This is a genomic window from Marinobacter sp. MIT930201 (assembly GCF_047122665.1).
Classification (GTDB): domain Bacteria; phylum Pseudomonadota; class Gammaproteobacteria; order Pseudomonadales; family Oleiphilaceae; genus Marinobacter; species Marinobacter salarius.
This window is the reverse complement of the sequence record NZ_CP138916.1, coordinates 36,029-52,845: the sequence shown is the minus strand read 5'-3', so window position 1 is coordinate 52,845 and position 16,817 is coordinate 36,029. Positions and strand designations below refer to the sequence as shown.

The following is a 16,817-nucleotide window of genomic DNA, read 5'->3' as shown; positions in this document are numbered from 1 at the left end:
TCAGCGTGCCTCTCCTCGCGTCGTTGCTGCTGTCCGGCCCCGCGGCCCATGGAAGTAATCGCGGATCCAGGGGTCGTCGGTGGCCTCAACCACCGCCAGCCGGTCCGCCACCAGTACGCTCCGCGAAGCTAACACGGCAACCCGGTCACAGGTGGTGTAAAGCGTGTCCAGATCGTGGGTCACCAGAAACACGCTGAAGCCAAGGGCGTCCCGGAGCGTAACAATCAAACGGTCAAAGGCGGCCGCTCCGATAGGATCGAGCCCGGCCGTGGGCTCGTCCAGAAACAACACCTCCGGATCCAGCGCCAGCGCCCTTGCGAGCGAGGCTCTTTTGACCATGCCACCTGACAGCTGGGCAGGGTATTTTTCGGCCGCGTTGGCTGGCAAGCCGACCAATGCGAGCTTCATCCGGGCGAGATGTTCCGCGTCAGTGCGGGACAGTTTGGCATGCTCAATCAGCGGCAGGGCAACGTTTTCCTGAAGTGTCAGGGAGCTGAACAACGCACCGCTCTGAAACAGTACACCAAAGCGCCGTTCTATCCGGGAGCGTTGTTGTTGAGACAGAGCCTGCAACTGCTCGCCAAAGACTTCAATGGCCCCTGAGTCCGGCGCATGAAGCCCGACAATGCTTCGCAGCAGTACCGACTTGCCGGTTCCCGAACCGCCAACCACCCCCAGTATTTCCCGGTGATAGAGATCGAGATTGAGGTCTGTGTGGACCTCATGATGGCCGAAGCGGTTGCACAGGCCTCTCACGCTGATCACGACATCCCGGTGTGCAGCCTCTTCCTTCACCAACCCATCTCCATAAAGAATATCGCTGCGATCGAATCCAGCAGAATCACCATGAAGATCGACTGTACCACGGCGGAAGTGGTGTGCTCACCAACGGACTGGGCACTTCCGCTGGCCTTGAAGCCTTCGAGGCAACCGATCACGGCAATCACAAACGCAAAGATGGGAGCCTTGCCCAGCCCAACCAGAAGGTGGACGACTTTTACCTTGGTTTCGAGGATATTCAGGATTTGCGGCACGGAGATATCCAGCGCCAGGACGCACACCAGCGAACCACCTATAATGCCGCTGATCATGCCCACGAAGGTCAGTATCGGCAGTGAAATCACCATCGCCAGCACCCGTGGGATAACCAGTAACTCAATCGGGCTCATGCCAAATGTGCGAAGGGCGTCGATTTCTTCATTGGCTTTCATCGAGCCAAGTTGCGCGGTAAAGGCGCTGGCGGTGCGGCCGGCCAGAAGAATAGCGGCCAGCAGAACACCGAATTCCCTCAGGAAAGAGAAGGCCACCAGATTAACGGTATAAATGGTGGCGCCGAAATCATCGAGAATGGTGGCGCCCAGAAACGCGACCACCGCGCCCACCAGAAACGTCAGCAGCGCCACGATGGGAAGGGCATTCAGCCCGGTCTGATGGACATGGGCCACCAGTGACGTGATTCGCCATCTCCAGGGCTTCGCCAGAATGCTGGCCAGGGTGGCGAGTATCTGGCCGGTAAAGCCAATCAGCAGTCGTTGTTGATGCCAGAACCCCTCAATCTGTTCGCCAATACGCGCCAGGAATTCTTTGATGGGGTTGGGCCGAGGGGGCATTTCACCATCAGGATTGGCCATCGCGTCTGCAACCAGCCGCAGCAGTTCCTGCCGTTCACTAGAGAGCCCGGTGGTCTGGTCAACCAGATTACGAAGCTGACGCGCCCCGAGAAGGTCTGCCAGCAGGGACGCGCCAGCGGTGTCGAGAGCGTTGATCGTTGCCAGATTGACCGAATGCCCACTCGGTACCTCCTTTGCGGCGGCTTTTTGGACATCCCGCTTCAAGCTGCCGTAATTCGGAAGCGTCCAGTCGCCCGAGACGGTCAGTTCGCCGTTCTGGAATTCAAGCTTGCCAGGGGAGGGCATCTGGTAATCCGGTGTCCTTTGTTGAGAATTGGCAATTGGTGTTCCTTGATACTAGCTCAAATTCCCGTGTTGGGGGTTGTTGTGTTCGAGCGCAATCGATCAGAATCTGAACGAAAACAGAAAGTTGAAAAAATGGTTGACGCAAACGGCCTAATCCGTAGAATACGCCCTCGTTGATCAAGCGGGAATAGCTCAGTTGGTAGAGCACAACCTTGCCAAGGTTGGGGTCGCGAGTTCGAATCTCGTTTCCCGCTCCAATTAACACAGTCTCTCAATGCCCACCTGAGAGCATAAAAGTATCGAATCCCCTTCGAACTTTTACCGGCGCGGTGGCAGAGTGGTTATGCAGCGGACTGCAACTCCGTGTACGCCGGTTCGATTCCGACCCGCGCCTCCATTATTTCCCTTGGTTACTTCCAACACCGAAGCACACCTTCATTTGCTTGCGTCCGTCGGCGCTTGGTTCGATCCTGAGTCGTTTTCCCGTGACCTTCACGAATTGGTTTGTCGCATCGCATCAGTAAACTAATCGCGGGCAATCTAGAATGACGCGCATCCTTTTGTTTGTAGCCAGTAAGCATCAGATGCGGTTGTTTAGCTGTCATCCTGAGAAGTGGCAGGACATGGAGGTGCCGCCTGTAGGTATTCAGGCATCGAAGGAGTTGGGAGCCTAGACCCTGAACCCTGCTTGTTGTGGATAACACCGAAACGTATGTTGGCCGCGTCTTGTCCGCCTGGTAGCCTGGTCTAGATAGACTTCAGGCTAATTAGTCGTAAGGGAAACATTGAATGAAGGATACGCTGGCTTATTACAACAAAAATGCCGATGGGTTTGTGGAATCAACGTTTCAAGTCAGCATGGAAGAGCTTTACCAGGAGTTCCTGCCGCACGTTATCAAACACGGACACATTCTTGATGCAGGCTGCGGCTCTGGGCGGGATGCAGCGTTTTTCCAGCAGCAGGGATACCGTGTTTCTGCGTTCGATGGTTCAGACGCCATAGCCTCCCTAGCCCGTGAAAAGACCGGCTTATTGGTTCAGCACCGGTATTTCTCGGATATCCACGAATCTAGTACTTACGATGGTATATGGGCCTGTGCAAGCCTTCTGCACTTGCCCCTTGTCGAGGTACCCGAAGCCATTGGCCGTTTGTGGAATGCTCTGAAGCCGGATGGCGCTCTTTACATGAGTTTCAAGATTGGGAAGGGAGAGCGCCAACACAATGGCCGGCACTTTACTGATGCTGATGAATCAATTGCCGAGCAGTGGATCCAAGACCTGTCTGGAACCGAGTCCTGTCGGATGTGGCGCACTAATGATCAACGTCCTGATAGGCAGCAGCAATGGTTGAACATAATTCTGAACAAGGTACCGGCGTTACCGGATAAGTTAACGACCGGCGGTAAAGAACATCATTTCCTGCCGAAATTGTGCAAGGCAATTAACGCAGCCGATCGAATAGATATGGCCGTAGCGTTTGTGAAAACGACGGGCTTGAATCTCTTGTTCCCGGATTTAGTGGGTGCCCTGCAGCGAAAATCTTATCCCGCCCAAATTCGCATTCTAACCAGCGATTATCTGGATATTACCGATTCGGAGGCGTTAAGGAAGCTTGTCCTGTTGCATGACCATGGCGCTCAGGTGCGTGTCTATCAGAGCAAAGGGAGTAGCTTTCATTTGAAAGCTTACCTTTTCGCTGGCCATGGTGAGAATCAGCAAACGTGGGGCAGGGCGTTTATCGGCTCTAGCAATATCAGCCGACAAGCGCTGCAGGACGGGTTGGAATGGAACTATCAGGTGGATTTCCCGCCCGACTCTGGGTACCTCGAGGCCGCCAGCAGGTTCGATGAACTGTTTCAGCACCCCAATGTTGTGCCTCTCACTGACAACTGGATCGATGAGTACGAGCAACGGAGGAAACCACCAGAACAGTCACTGGAACCGGGCAGTGATGAGAAGCAGGAAGCCCCAACACCTAATGAAGTGCAACAGGAAGCGCTAGAGGCCCTGGATCTGACTCGCGTAGAAGGCTACCGAAGGGGTTTGGTCGTGTTGGCAACGGGGTTAGGTAAAACCTGGCTATCTGCCTTTGATGCGGTTCAAATGGGCGCCCGTCGGATTCTTTTTGTCGCCCACCGTGAAGAAATTCTTTATCAAGCGGCCGAGACCTATCTGCGGATCAAGCCAAATAGCCGCGTCGGCTTCTACATGGGGAAGCAGCGTGATCGAACAGTGGACATCCTTTGTGCATCGGTGCAAACGCTCGGCAAAGAAACGCATCTCGATCGATTTGACCCCCGGCATTTTGATTATATTGTTGTCGATGAATTTCATCATGCGGCAGCGCCCGTCTATCATCGGCTTTTGAGTTACTTTGCACCGCAGTTTCTCCTGGGATTAACGGCAACCCCAGACCGGACAGACCGCTCGGATATCCTGTCTTTGTGTGACGACAACTTGGTTTTCGAATACCCGTTGTTTGAGGGCATTAGGGGCCAATTCCTGGTGCCGTTTCATTATTACGGCATATATGACGAGACGGTCGATTACACCGAGATTCCCTGGCGCAACGGAAAGTTCGATCCCAACCTGCTTGCCAATAAGCTCGCTACCTATGGACGTGCCAAACATGTGCTCAAAGTATGGAGTGAAGAGAAGCAAAGCCGGACCTTGGCCTTTTGCGTTTCACGGACCCATGCCGATTTTATGGCGAACCAGTTTGTGAAAAAAGGGATCAAGGCGGCAGCCGTTCACGGTGAATCTGAGATATCTCGTGGCGAGGCCTTGGAGAATTTGGAAAATGGTCAGCTCGACGTGATTTTTTCTGTTGACCTATTCAATGAGGGTGTCGATTTGCCCGCCATTGATACCGTTTTGCTGTTGCGTCCAACGGAGTCCAAGATCCTATTCCTTCAGCAAATTGGCCGGGGCCTGCGTAAAAGTGTGGCCACCGGTAAAAACAATCTTGTGATTCTGGATTTCGTGGGTAACCATCAAAGCTTCCTACACAAACCCCAGGCGCTGATTGGCGAGGCGATGAATCACCGGCAGTTAGCCGAGTTCGCCAGGAAAGCTGAAAAGAATCAGTTGAATCTGCCAGACGGATGCTTTATCAATTACGATCTGCAGATAATCGACTTCCTGAAAGGTCTTGATCACCAGGGCGCTGAAAAAGACTATCTGGTAATGAAGGATACGTTGGGTCGTCGTCCAACACTCACCGAGTACTATCGTTTCGGTGCCAGTATCGCTAAGACTCGCAAGTTACACGGAAGTTGGTTTGGATTGGTTCGGGATATGGAAGATCTCAGCGAGCTTGAGACGGAGCTCTTGTCCCGCTACGAAACGTTTTTGCTGGAAGTTGAAACGACGGCCATGAGCAAATCATTCAAAATGATATTGCTCGACGCTTTCCAGCAGTTAGGCGGATGGAGTAGCCCGCCTAAACTCTCGAAACTTGCCCAAGAATCGTGGGAGACACTGAAACGCCGCCCCAAGTTATATCAAGAAATTGCGGCTTCAGTGAGGGGCGTTGATGGCTCCTCGGCGCAATGGCAGCAATACTGGAAGAAAAACCCTGTCGATCATTGGACCAACAAGTCACCAGCAGTCTTTGAGATTGAGAACGATCAATTCAAGCCAGTTGTTGAGCTGGAAGATGGTCAAATATCGCCCTTCGAGGAAATGGTTCAGGAGCTAATCGATTATCGCCTGGCCTCTTATGAAGCACGGCAGTCTGCCCAGCAAGAGCAGTGGTCGTCTGGAAATATCGTCCCGCTCACGCGTTCCGGAACCGAGTTACCTTACTTCCCATCGTTGAAGATCGCTTGTGGTCACTTCAGAAGTAGTCACGCTGAAGAGCCGGAGTACAGGAACATCGGATTGGGACACGGGCGAATCGAGCCAAGTCGTCATTTCATTGCCAGAGCATCCGGTAGCTCAATGAACGGCGGGAAGCAGCCGATTCAGGACGGTGATTATCTGTTGCTTGAACAGATCAACCCGAATCAAGCTGGATCGATCACTGGGAAAATGCTCGCGATCGAACGGATGGATGAAGCAGGTGACACACAATACCTTCTTCGGACGGTTCGTAAATCCCCCGTAGGTGAATATCGGCTCGAGGCTGCCAATCCAGACTATGAAGACATTCTTGTCACTCCAGAGCTTCTAGAACAGTTTCGAACGTTCGCACGCTTCTGTGAGGTTATCGATCCATTGGAAATGGCTCTCGGACAGGAAATTCCGAGAGAGCAGATTCCGGAGTTATTCGGTGCGACTTTCAATCCTGGCAATTGGCAAAGTGGTCACGTCTTTCTGAAAGATGCCAATGCGCATATTTTGTTGGTGACGTTAAACAAGCAGGGCAAAGGGGTTCAACACCGCTATGTTGATCACTGGATTGATGAACATACATTCCACTGGCAGAGTCAGAATTCGGCTACGCCCCAAAGTAAGCGGGGCCGGGAGTTGATTAACCACAAAATGCTCGGGCTCTCAGTACACTTATTTGTTCGTGAAAATAAGCAGCGTAACGGAAAAGCGTCTCCCTTCACTTATTTCGGCACCGTTGAGTATCAAAGCTATGAGGGGAGCGGTCCAATGAGCGTGACGTTTAGGCTTAGTTCCACGGATTGAGTTCGAAATGACTCGTAGGTTATTACAGGAGCAGTCGCAAAAAGTAACCGCAAAATACACAACTACCTCAATATTCTCCGCTGGACAGAGTGCGGCATAAACCGCGTGACAAACTCGGCAATGTATGTCTGCGGGGTAACCAGATAACGTGGCTTAGGACGTCCCACTTCCGCAGCCCGGTAAATCTTTTCGGCGACATCCAGCGCACTCGCCGTAAAGGGCTTGATTCTGGCGCCCGGCGCGAGCGCTGCTTCCATTGCTTTGTACTTTTCCCGGTGCACCGCACTTGCCCAGCCAATCAGGGGCTGCAAAGCGGCCAAGGCATGCTCCCGGAACCGGGTTGCTACGGGCCCCGGAAGCACAAGCGACACACTTTCCAGGCTTTTACTGCCCTGTTCATCAAACCAGAAGCTGTCATGAGCCGCGTTCATCGCGGACTTTGCAGCACAATAAGCGCCTTTCATTTTCTGGGGCGCGATGGACAAGACGGAACTCACCGCGATGACCCGTAAGGGTACTCCATGTTGCTCGCAGAGCCTCAGGCAGATGCATATTCCGGCCCATCATGAACGCCCATTCCGGACGAACGTGAACACCTATTCTGGTTCAACGTGAACAGTCATTCTGGTCGAAGATGAACACTTTTCAAGAATTTCCGGAATCGGTGTTCACCATGCCGGAATTGGCGTTCACGTTCCCGGAATCGGTGTTCACGTTCCACCAGAATCCTTCTTAACGCATTGTTTATTCAACCGCTTGCTACTCTGGTTCTTTTTTTGGGAATCAGGGTCATGGCAGCAAAGAGAAATCCAATGCGCAAAATCAGAGAAGTGCTTCGTCTGAGGCTGGAAGCCGGGCTTTCGATCCGGCAGATCAGCGCCAGTACCAAAACCAGTGTCGGGGCTATCCAGAAGCTCCTGACCCGAGCCCAGGCTTTAGAAATCACCTGGCCCTTACCCGAGAATCTGGACGATGGCCGCCTGGCGGCCATGCTCTATCCCGGTGCTGACCCCACCAGCTCCAGCCGTTACCAGGTACCGGACTGGTTGACCGTCCATCAGAACCTCAAACAGAAGGGCGTTACCAAGCAGTTGCTGTGGGAGGAATACACCGCCCAATACCCCAACCGGTGTTACAGCTATTCTCAATACTGTGACCGCTTCCGGCACTGGCAAAAGCAGCAAAGGCGCTCCATGCGCCAGATCCACAAGGCCGGTGAAAAGTGCTTTATTGACTACTGTGGCCCCACCGTTCCGATCATTAACCCGCAAACCGGCGAAATCCGCACGGCCCAGGTGTTTGTCGCCGTGCTGGGGGCGTCCAATTACACCTACGCGGAGGCGACCTGGAGCCAGGTATTGCAGGACTGGCTGATGAGCCACGTGCGCACCTTTGAATTTTTTGGCGGCGTTCCGGAGATGATCATTCCCGATAATCTCCGGAGCGGTGTCAACAAGGCCTGTCGGTACGATCCGGACCTGAACCCCAGCTACCAGCAACTGGCCGCGCACTATCAGGTCGCGGTACTGCCTGCGCGGCCCTACAAGCCCAAGGATAAAGCCAAGGCGGAGGTGGGCGTACAGATCGTTGAACGCTGGATCCTGGCGCGATTGCGCCACCACACTTTCTTCACTCTGGCCGACCTGAACCAGTGTATCCGGGCCTTGTTGGACGACCTGAACAGCCGCCCCTTCCGAGCGCTGCCGGGCAACCGGCAGGAAGCCTTCAAGACACTCGATCAGCCCGCCCTGAAAGCGTTACCCAAACACCCCTATGAGTACGTCGAGATCCGGCGTTGCCGGGTCAACATCGACTACCACATTGAGTTCCAGCGCCATTATTACTCGGTGCCGCACCAGTATGTCGGCGAGCAGGTAGACCTCCATGCCGGTGAGCGACTGGTGCAGATCTACTTCCGGCAGCAACTGATCACCAGTCACCCACGCAGCCATCAGTACGGCATCACCACCGAGCCAGGGCACATGCCCACCCGCCATCAAAAACAACAGCAGTGGACGCCCGGACGCCTCAAGAGCTGGGCCCGGGATATCGGACCGGACACCCTGGTCTGGGTCAGTGGCCGGATGGATGAGCGGGAACATCCGGAGCAGGCCTATCGGGTCTGTCTCGGGTTACTCAACCTGAGCAAGGCGTACCCCGCCGAGCGCCTGAATGCCAGTTGCCGCATTGCCAACCGCGAAGGCCTGGACCGGCTGAAACACATCAAGGCCATCCTCCGGAGCAACCGGGACAAGCTGCCGGAACAGCTGCCCTTACACACCGAACTGCCCCAGCATCACGAGAACATCCGTGGCCCAAAGAGCTTCCACTAGGACCCCCGTATGAACACCTTACAAACCCTGACACGACTGAGAGACCTGAAGCTCGGCGGCATGGCTGCCGCCCTGGAGCATCAACAAAATCAGCCGGGGACTTATGACGAGCTATCGTTCACCGAACGCCTGGAACTGTTACTTGATCGGGAGTTCCAAAGCCGGGACCACCGGAAGCAGGATCGTCTGGTGCGCCAGGCTCGCTTCAAGCTCCGGGCGTCCGTTCAGGACATCGACTACCAGCACCCGCGCAACCTCAAAAAGGCCCAGGTAGCTCAACTGGCCCAGGCCGACTGGCTCGAACGGGGCCAGAACCTGTTGATCACCGGCCCTTGCGGCAGCGGCAAGACCTACCTCGGTTGCGCCGTGGGGCACCAGGCCTGCCTGAACGGCCTCAGCACCCGGTATTACCGGATCTCCCGATTACTGCTGGAACTGACCCAGGCCAAAGCCGATGGCACCTACCAGAAAGCTCTCAGCCAGTTGGCCAAAGTAAAGCTGCTGATCCTGGACGACTGGGGGCTGGAAGCTCTGAAACCGGCACAGCGAAACGACCTGATGGAAATCATGGATGACCGTCACGGCACTCACTCAACCATGATCATCAGCCAGTTGCCTACCGATCAATGGTACGCCGCTATCGGTGACAACACCCTGGCTGACGCCATCCTGGACAGACTCATGCACAACGCCCACCGCTGGGCTCTGAAAGGAGAATCAATGAGAAAAAGACTTCAGGAAATTGACTGAACGTGAACACCCGGAGTACAAACTCCGGTGGGTGATGCGTTAAGAAAAAGGGTGTTCACGTTCAGCCAGAATGGGCGTTCACGTTCGCCGGAATATGCAGCAGACAGCAGCCAGCTTGATCGGGCCAAATACGTGGGTGCTGAATTGCTTTTGCCACATGGCTTCAGACAGATCACGAAGCGCCCCAAACTGCCCGTAACCGGAGTTGTTGACCAAAACAACCCGCTCGGCTACTGCGATTTCGGTTTCCAGCGTGTCCGCAAGCCCCTCAATCTGCTCAAAGGACTCAAGATCCAGCGTCATCTCCAGATCTGCGGACTCAACGCCACTTGGCTGCCGGGGCAGGGCGACAACCCTGTAGCCCTTCCGGGCAAAGAGGGCGCAGGTCTCGCGGCCGATTCCAGCGCTGGCACCGGTTACCAGGGCGAGTTTCGTCATAATGAATTCCTATTGTTTGATGCCAGACCTCCCAAAAGGGGAAGGTGGCCGTGGTGAAGCCTATCGTACATTGTTGCCTGAATTCACTGGCGCCGTTGATCCGGCTTTTAGCCCACACCAGACGCAAGCTGGTCTCAGCCAGAGCCTCTTCTTTTGGCCGCACTTTCGCCTCCAATTTATTAACACTTGAATTTAAGGGTTGATTAAATCGAGCGCTCGTTCTATTTTGTTGGCGGAGGTCGCGATATGAACAATTCCAATAAAACGAATTCAGACAACGCAAACGGGTCTTTGCGAATAGACGGCAAGACTGCTCTGGTAACGGGTGCTGCTGGCGGCTTGGGTCAGAGCTTTACCCGCTGTCTCGTTGAAGCCGGCGCCAGCGTTATTGTCAGTGGCCGTCGGCGAGAGGCACTTGAGTCCCTCAAGGCCGAATTTCCGGACCATGCTGATCGTATCCATGTGGTCACGATGGATGTCACCACCGAGTCCAGTGTCGCTGACGCCTTCAATACCATGGCTGATGAGATCGCCATTCCGGATGTCGTCGTTTCCAATGCCGGTGTCGCGACGAGCAAGAAGGCTATGGATCTTAACGGTGAAGATTGGGACCGGGTTATCGACACCAACCTCAAGGGATGCTGGCTGGTTGGCAACGAAGCCGCCCGTCGTCTGTCGGCAATCAATCGGGGCGGCAGCATCATCATGATTTCCTCCATCCTTGGTCATCGCGTGGCTGGCAACGTGGCACCCTATGCCGCCGCCAAGGCTGGTGTCGAGCAACTGACCCGTGCCCTTGCGCTGGAATGGGCCCGTTACGGTATCCGTGTTAACGCATTGGCACCAGGTTATATCGAAACCGATCTGAACCGTGATTTTTTCGCCAGTGAACCTGGCCAGAAGATGATTCGCCGCATTCCCCAGCGCCGTCTGGGGCAGGCGTGTGACTTGAGCGGCCCTTTACTGCTTCTGGCTTCAGAACTTTCGGACTACATGACTGGCAGCACCCTCGTGGTGGATGGCGGTCATCTTCAATCCTCCCTTTAAGGAGCGGGCTGTGGATTTCAATCTGAACCCCAGGAACGAGTCGTACCGGAAACGCATCCGGGATTTTGTCGAACAGGAGCTGTTACCGCTGGAAAGAAACGCGGAGGCCTACGACGAGCACGAAAACATTGCACCGGACTATCTCGAGAAGATGCGTGCCAAGGCAAAGCAGCAGGGCGTGTGGTGCTTACAGATTCCGGAGGATCTGGGAGGCCAGGGGCTCGATATCGTCGGTATGGCGGCGTGCTACGAGGAAATGAACCGCTCGATTTTCGGGCCGGTGGTCTTCAATGCCGCAGCTCCGGACGACGGCAACATGACGGTTCTGGCGAAGGTGGCGACGAAAGCACAGCAGGAACGTTGGCTCAAACCCATGGTAGAGGGCAGGGTACGCTCTTCATTTGTCATGACTGAACCGGCTCCTGGCTGCGGATCTGATCCCGGGATGATGCAGACTACTGCCACGCGCAAAGGTGACCGGTGGGTGATCCAGGGTCACAAACATTTTATTACCGGGGCCGCCGAAGCTTCTCATTTCATTCTGATTGCACGGACGTCTGACGACACGCGCAAAGGCCTGAGCGCCTTTCTTTTCCACAAGGATGATCCGGGCTGGGAGATCGTTCGCCGGATACCGATCATGGGGCCGGAGGAACATGGCGGCCATTGCGAATTGAAGTTCAATGGTTTGGAAATTCCGGATGAGAATCGCCTGATGGAAGTCGGCGATGGTCTGAAGCTGACTCAAATTCGTTTGGGCACCGCGCGCCTCACTCACTGCATGCGCTGGCTGGGCCTGGCCCGACGTTCCCTGGAAATTGCTACCGAGTACGTTGATAACCGGGAGTCCTTCGGTCAGCCGCTGGCGCAGCGAGAAGGTGTTCAGTGGTTATTGGGCGAAGCTGCAATGGAGATACAGATTGGCCGTCTGCTGACCATGCATGCCGCGTGGAAACTGGACCAGGGTGATTTTGCACGCAAGGAAGTGTCCATGGCGAAGGTTGCTGTGGCCGATACGCTTCATAAGGCAGTGGATACTGCGATTCAGCTCTGTGGAGCTCGTGGCTATTCCAAAGATACCCCGCTTGAATGGATCTACCGCTATGCCCGCCAGGCGAGGCTCGTGGATGGTGCGTCTGAGGTGCACAAAATGGTGTTTTCGAAAACGCTGTTGGCTGAACGTACAGATTTCTGGCACTGGGGAGTCGAAGCCTGATGTCTGTTCTTGAGGATACCTTTGCCACGTTCATATCGCGTCAGACTGGCGCCTCCGACGCAAAGGTCGTCTCTTTCGACAAGCTGTCCGGAGGGGCGATCCAGGATAACTTCGGGTTGACGCTGGATTTGGAGGGCGGTAACCGTCCCGGGCGACACGAATTTGTCGTGCGTCAGGACGCCCCGTCTGGCGTGGCCGAGAGTTTGAGCCGGCCACAGGAGTTTCGAGTGCTGCAGGCAGCATTTGGTGCTGGAGTGACCACTCCTGAACCTCTCTGGCTGTGTGAGGATACGGCGCTCACCGGGCAGGTGTTCTACGTCATGAGCCGTGCCGCAGGGAGTGCGTCACCACGCAAGCTGGTCAAGTCGGACTTCACTGACGAGCAGCGCCGCGCCCTGGTTCAACGGTTCGGTGCTGAGCTTGCCAGGCTCCACAGCGTGCGGCCGCAGGACGATTCGCTGGATTTCCTGGCGATGCCCAACCCGGACAATCCTGCTCTTAGCCGGGTCGCCCTTTACCGTCGCTATCTGGAGTCGATTGGTGAGCCACATCCGGTGCTGGAGTGGGCATTGAACTGGCTTGAGGACAATGCACCGGAACCAGGGCCGACTGTTCTATGTCACTGCGATTTTCGAACCGGCAACTACATGGTAACCGGCGACAGACTGACCGCTATCCTGGATTGGGAGTTCGCCGCCTGGAGCGACCCATGCGAGGACCTGGGGTGGCTCTGTAGTCGTAGTTGGCGTTTCGGTGCTGATGAGCGGGAAGTGGGCGGAATTGGAGATAAACAGGATCTTCTGGACGGCTACCAGGAGGTAACCGGAATCAGTATCAGTCCGGCAATCGTCAACTACTGGGAGGTCATGGCACTGGTGCGCTGGGCCGCCATCGCCTTGCAACAGGCGCGTCGTCACATGTCGGGTGAGCAGCGCTCGCTCGAGCTGGCGTTGACCGGCCGCATGGTCGCTCAGATGGAATATGACCTGTTGAACCAGGTTCAGGAACTGGAGGATGGCAATGATCAATCGACCTGAGACTCGTGACCTGCTTGCCGAGGCTCGCCAGGTGTTGCTCGATTCGCTGGTCCCTGAACTTGGCGGGGAGCGCAAATACGAGGCATTAATGATCGCCAATGCCATGGGCATGGCCATCCGCGAACAGGAACAGCAAGAGGCGGGAGAGCCTGAATCAACCGACGTCATGCTCTCCCGTTTTCTGGCCGGTCACGCGTTGCCGGAGGAGTCGGAGCAGGGTGAACAGACCCTGGCCAGGGCGCTTCGTGAACGCGTTGTCGACGGCAGCGACCGTGAGTTGCGGGCGGTCCTTCGCGCAATGACGGAGACACGGCTGAAAGTAAACAATCCGGGCTACCTGAAATAACCCGAACAATCCCGGATGGTGTGATTCGGGTGTGACCTGGGTGTGACATAGGTGCGACATGAACAAGTACAAGAACCTGAACAAGACCACCGCAAACTATTCGCCACTCACCCCGCTTACGCTGCTGCAGCGGTCCGCTCGGGTGTACCCGAACAAACTGGCGGTGATTGATGATGACATTAACCTGTCCTACCGGGAGCTTTACGCCCGCTGCCGCCAGATGGCCAGTGCCCTGAGTCGCCGCGGTATCGAGACGGGCGATACGGTAGCCATTCTGTGTCCCAACTCCCACGAAATGCTTGAGGCCCATTACTCCGTGCCTATGTCGGGTGCGGTACTGAACGCCATCAACATCCGTCTGGATGCCGGGGCCCTGTCATTTATTCTGGCCCATGGTGAGGCCCGGGTTCTGTTTTACGACACCCAGTGGGAAGAGCAGGTCCGGGCCGCGGTAGCCGAGCTTGAAGTTAATCCCTTGCTGGTGGCCATCGATAGCAAGGCAGGGAAGAGCCAGGGTCTGGCAGAGCTTGATTACGAAGCCTTGTTGCAGGAAGGCGATGCGGACGCAGGCTGGCAGCATGCCACAGACGAGTGGGATGCCATTTCCCTGAACTACACCTCTGGAACCACCGGCAATCCCAAAGGCGTGGTTTACCACCATCGCGGCGCCTACCTGGCGGCCATGACCAACGCCATGGCTTTCGACATGACGGCCGAGACCGTCTACCTATGGACCCTGCCAATGTTCCACTGCAATGGCTGGGCCTATACCTGGGCAATCACCGCCGTTGGCGGCACTCATGTGTGTCTTCGGGAGGTGGACAGCCAGGAGATCTACCGCCGCATCGAAGACTACGGTGTGACCCACATGTGCGGAGCGCCCGTGGTGGTGAACCTGCTGATACAGGAGCTGGGGCGCGCGAGCCTGACACTCTCCCGGCCGGCCCAGTTTGCTCTGGGCGGCGCAGCGCCTCCCAGTAGCGTGATTCGCAAGGCAGAGGAAATTGGCTTCCAGATCAAGCACCTGTATGGCCTGACCGAAACGTTTGGCCCCTCGACGCTCTGTGTGCCTCAGCCGGAATGGCAGCAATTGCCGCTGGAAGAACGGGCGTTAAAAATGTCCCGCCAGGGTGTTTCCACGCAAGGCCTGGATGAAGTTGCGGTGCTGGATATGGTCAGCGGGGAGGCGGTACCTGCAGACGGAAAAGCCATGGGCGAAATCTGTATTCGTGGCAACACGGTGATGAAGGGCTACCTGAAAAATGAGGAAGCCACTGAAAAGGCCTTCAGCGACGGCTGGTTCCACACCGGTGACCTGGCCGTCATGCACCCGGATCATTATGTCGAAATCCGCGACCGGGCCAAGGATGTGATTATCTCCGGCGGCGAAAACATCTCCAGCCTGGAAGTGGAGGAGGTGCTATACCGGCACCCGAAAGTGTCTGAGGCTGCAGTGGTGGCCATGGCCGACGAAAAATGGGGCGAGGTTCCCTGCGCCTTTATTAATCCGATCGATGATGGTGAGGAACTCACGCCCGAGGAGATCATCGCCTTTTGTCGGGAGCAAATGGCGCACTTTAAAGCGCCCCGGAAGGTGGTGCTGGGTGAGTTGCCCAAGACCGCCACTGGCAAGATCCGCAAAAACATTTTAAGGGACACGTTGTCCTGATGACTGCGCTGGCCATGGTCAGCAGGAGGTTGCGATAACGCGAACGACGAACATATGACAATGAAATCGTGGCTTGATTTAACAGGCCTGAAAGTTCCAGTGACAAAAAAGACAAGAACACAGGAGCACTACCATGAAAACATCAAGCATCAAGAAACTTCTGGTTGCGATGACCGCAACCGCTACGCTTGGTACCGCAGGTATCAGTTATGCTGAGGAGCCCATCCGGCTCGGGGGCCTCTACATCCTCTCTGGCAGTGCTGCCACCTATGGTGAGTTTGCCCAGAAGGGCATCAACCTGGCAGTGGATGAAATCAACAGCTCCGGCGGCATTCTGGGTCGTCAGGTCGAAATGGTCTATGAGGACACCCAGGGGAAGGCTTCAGTAGCCATCCAGGCCGCTCGCAAACTGGTCTACTCGGAGGGTGTGGACGCCCTCGTGGGCCTGGACAGCTCTGGCGTGGCCCAGGGTATGGTTCCAACCATGCCGGAGTTACAGAAACCCCTGATCATTACCCACGCTGCCACGCCGGATGTCACCGGCAAGTTGTGTAATTCGTTCACCTACCGTATCAGTGTCAACGTGGCCCAGAATATGAAGGCCGCCGCGCTGGTGGCTGCAGAAACCGATGCCACCAACTGGACCACCATCGGTCCGGACTATGCCTTCGGCCATCAGTCCTGGGAATTCTTCGGAAACTACCTCAAAGAGATCAATCCGGACGTCAACCTGATGTCGGAGACCAACTTCCCGCGCTTCGGCGCCGAGGATTTCACCCCGTTCATTGACAGGGTCATGGACTCTGACGCCGAGGGCGTTCTGATCTCTGTCTGGGGCGGTGACCTGGTCAACTTTGTCCGCCAGGCAAACACCCGCGGGTTCTTCGAAGAGGACCTGGAGGTGATGTTTACCGTGGGCGCCGCGACCGAAGTACTGACCGCACTGGGCGAGGAAATGCCTGAGGGAGTGCACCTGTCTACACGTTACTGGTACGAGGCCTACGACAACGACATGAATGACCGCTTCGTGAAAGCCTACCTTGATGCCTACGGCAACCCTCCCAGCTATAACGCTGAGGGTGCGTATGCCGCCATCTACGCCTACAAGCAGGCGATGGAAGCGGCCGGCAGCACCGAGGGGCCGGCTGTTGCCAAGGCGCTCAGCGGCATGAGCATGGACGCCCCGAACGGCACGGTGACGTTCCGCAAAGGCGATAACCAGGCCATGGTCAGCCCGAACTGGGGTGTTTCCGGCTCCATGCATCCAGAGCATGGCATCCGCACGCTGAACAACCTGCAGATATTTGACGGCGAGAAAGTAGCCCGCACCGTCGAAGAGACCGGTTGCAAGCTCTGATCTGACTGTTGTTCTTTTGCTTGCCGTGGCGCCCTCAGGGGCGCCACGAATCCGGCCCTAACGTAATGAG

General features: G+C 55.8%; 13 protein-coding genes and 2 tRNA genes. 11 read left to right on the top strand and 4 right to left on the bottom strand.

The genetic code is table 11. From position 1 onward, the window contains the following. Nucleotides 1-795: an ABC transporter ATP-binding protein gene (locus SIC19_RS00245; RefSeq protein WP_127401166.1), complete on the bottom strand. Its 795-nt coding sequence runs from the start codon at nucleotides 793-795 to the stop codon at nucleotides 1-3. Then, the gene (locus SIC19_RS00240) at nucleotides 792-1,916 is read right to left on the bottom strand and encodes an MlaE family ABC transporter permease (RefSeq protein ID WP_127401168.1); all 1,125 of its coding nucleotides are present in this window, start codon (nucleotides 1,914-1,916) and stop codon (nucleotides 792-794) included. Before SIC19_RS00240 ends, SIC19_RS00245 begins: the two co-directional genes overlap by 4 nt. A gap of 181 nt (nucleotides 1,917-2,097) precedes the next feature. Here SIC19_RS00240 and SIC19_RS00235 point away from each other — a divergent pair. The 3 genes from SIC19_RS00235 (at nucleotide 2,098) to SIC19_RS00225 (ending at nucleotide 6,554) form a co-directional block, all read left to right on the top strand. Beyond that, a tRNA-Gly gene (locus tag SIC19_RS00235) sits at nucleotides 2,098-2,173 on the top strand. A 66-nt stretch (nucleotides 2,174-2,239) separates the two neighbouring features. Continuing rightward, nucleotides 2,240-2,313: transfer RNA gene (locus SIC19_RS00230), tRNA-Cys, on the top strand. A 392-nt stretch (nucleotides 2,314-2,705) separates the two neighbouring features. Further along, the gene (locus tag SIC19_RS00225) at nucleotides 2,706-6,554 is read left to right on the top strand and encodes a DUF3427 domain-containing protein (RefSeq protein WP_127401170.1); all 3,849 of its coding nucleotides are present in this window, start codon (nucleotides 2,706-2,708) and stop codon (nucleotides 6,552-6,554) included. A 62-nt stretch (nucleotides 6,555-6,616) separates the two neighbouring features. Here the strand turns inward: SIC19_RS00225 and SIC19_RS00220 are convergent, their stop codons facing one another. Then, entirely contained in the window at nucleotides 6,617-7,051 is a 435-nt protein-coding gene (locus tag SIC19_RS00220; protein WP_228712237.1) for a hypothetical protein, read from the bottom strand. A gap of 294 nt (nucleotides 7,052-7,345) precedes the next feature. On the opposite strand from SIC19_RS00220, the gene istA reads away from it, so the two are divergent. Both istA and istB read left to right on the top strand, forming a co-directional pair. Next, nucleotides 7,346-8,887, top strand: a complete 1,542-nt coding sequence (gene istA, locus SIC19_RS00215; protein ID WP_127401805.1) for an IS21 family transposase — start codon at nucleotides 7,346-7,348, stop codon at nucleotides 8,885-8,887. Nucleotides 8,888-8,896: 9 nt separating this feature from the next. Further along, nucleotides 8,897-9,637: an IS21-like element helper ATPase IstB gene (istB, locus tag SIC19_RS00210; protein ID WP_127400812.1), complete on the top strand. Its 741-nt coding sequence runs from the start codon at nucleotides 8,897-8,899 to the stop codon at nucleotides 9,635-9,637. A gap of 78 nt (nucleotides 9,638-9,715) precedes the next feature. Here istB and SIC19_RS00205 read toward each other — a convergent pair whose 3' ends face one another. Next, on the bottom strand, nucleotides 9,716-10,075 hold the full coding sequence (locus SIC19_RS00205; RefSeq protein WP_228712238.1) for an SDR family NAD(P)-dependent oxidoreductase: 360 nt from the start codon (nucleotides 10,073-10,075) through the stop codon (nucleotides 9,716-9,718). Between the two features lie 246 nt (nucleotides 10,076-10,321). Here SIC19_RS00205 and SIC19_RS00200 point away from each other — a divergent pair, with 246 nt between their 5' ends. The 6 genes from SIC19_RS00200 to SIC19_RS00175 all read left to right on the top strand — a co-directional run bounded on the left by SIC19_RS00200 (nucleotide 10,322) and on the right by SIC19_RS00175 (nucleotide 16,747). Then, complete coding sequence (locus tag SIC19_RS00200) at nucleotides 10,322-11,122, top strand: SDR family NAD(P)-dependent oxidoreductase (protein ID WP_127401172.1); 801 nt, start codon at nucleotides 10,322-10,324, stop codon at nucleotides 11,120-11,122. A gap of 10 nt (nucleotides 11,123-11,132) precedes the next feature. After that, a complete protein-coding gene (locus SIC19_RS00195) occupies nucleotides 11,133-12,338 on the top strand; it encodes an acyl-CoA dehydrogenase family protein (protein ID WP_127401174.1) in 1,206 nt (401 codons plus the stop codon). Continuing rightward, nucleotides 12,338-13,375: a phosphotransferase family protein gene (locus SIC19_RS00190; protein WP_127401176.1), complete on the top strand. Its 1,038-nt coding sequence runs from the start codon at nucleotides 12,338-12,340 to the stop codon at nucleotides 13,373-13,375. Before SIC19_RS00195 ends, SIC19_RS00190 begins: the two co-directional genes overlap by 1 nt. Next, the gene (locus SIC19_RS00185) at nucleotides 13,359-13,721 is read left to right on the top strand and encodes a DUF6285 domain-containing protein (protein WP_091643843.1); all 363 of its coding nucleotides are present in this window, start codon (nucleotides 13,359-13,361) and stop codon (nucleotides 13,719-13,721) included. Before SIC19_RS00190 ends, SIC19_RS00185 begins: the two co-directional genes overlap by 17 nt. Before the next feature lie 58 nt (nucleotides 13,722-13,779). After that, a complete protein-coding gene (locus SIC19_RS00180; RefSeq protein ID WP_041334929.1) occupies nucleotides 13,780-15,390 on the top strand; it encodes a long-chain-fatty-acid--CoA ligase in 1,611 nt (536 codons plus the stop codon). A gap of 133 nt (nucleotides 15,391-15,523) precedes the next feature. Continuing rightward, nucleotides 15,524-16,747: an ABC transporter substrate-binding protein gene (locus SIC19_RS00175; protein ID WP_127401178.1), complete on the top strand. Its 1,224-nt coding sequence runs from the start codon at nucleotides 15,524-15,526 to the stop codon at nucleotides 16,745-16,747. Nucleotides 16,748-16,817: the final 70 nt, after the last annotated feature.

What these genes read in the sequence shown, in the direction of transcription:
- SIC19_RS00240 (WP_127401168.1), bottom strand. Translation starts at nt 1,916, where the DNA reads ATGCCCTCCCCTGGCAAGCTTGAATTCCAGAACGGCGAACTGACCGTC.
- istA (WP_127401805.1), top strand. Translation starts at nt 7,346, where the DNA reads ATGGCAGCAAAGAGAAATCCAATGCGCAAAATCAGAGAAGTGCTTCGT.
- SIC19_RS00200 (WP_127401172.1), top strand. Translation starts at nt 10,322, where the DNA reads ATGAACAATTCCAATAAAACGAATTCAGACAACGCAAACGGGTCTTTG.
- SIC19_RS00225 (WP_127401170.1), top strand. Translation starts at nt 2,706, where the DNA reads ATGAAGGATACGCTGGCTTATTACAACAAAAATGCCGATGGGTTTGTG.
- SIC19_RS00180 (WP_041334929.1), top strand. Translation starts at nt 13,780, where the DNA reads ATGAACAAGTACAAGAACCTGAACAAGACCACCGCAAACTATTCGCCA.
- istB (WP_127400812.1), top strand. Translation starts at nt 8,897, where the DNA reads ATGAACACCTTACAAACCCTGACACGACTGAGAGACCTGAAGCTCGGC.
- SIC19_RS00175 (WP_127401178.1), top strand. Translation starts at nt 15,524, where the DNA reads ATGAAAACATCAAGCATCAAGAAACTTCTGGTTGCGATGACCGCAACC.
- SIC19_RS00205 (WP_228712238.1), bottom strand. Translation starts at nt 10,075, where the DNA reads ATGACGAAACTCGCCCTGGTAACCGGTGCCAGCGCTGGAATCGGCCGC.
- SIC19_RS00185 (WP_091643843.1), top strand. Translation starts at nt 13,359, where the DNA reads ATGATCAATCGACCTGAGACTCGTGACCTGCTTGCCGAGGCTCGCCAG.
- SIC19_RS00190 (WP_127401176.1), top strand. Translation starts at nt 12,338, where the DNA reads ATGTCTGTTCTTGAGGATACCTTTGCCACGTTCATATCGCGTCAGACT.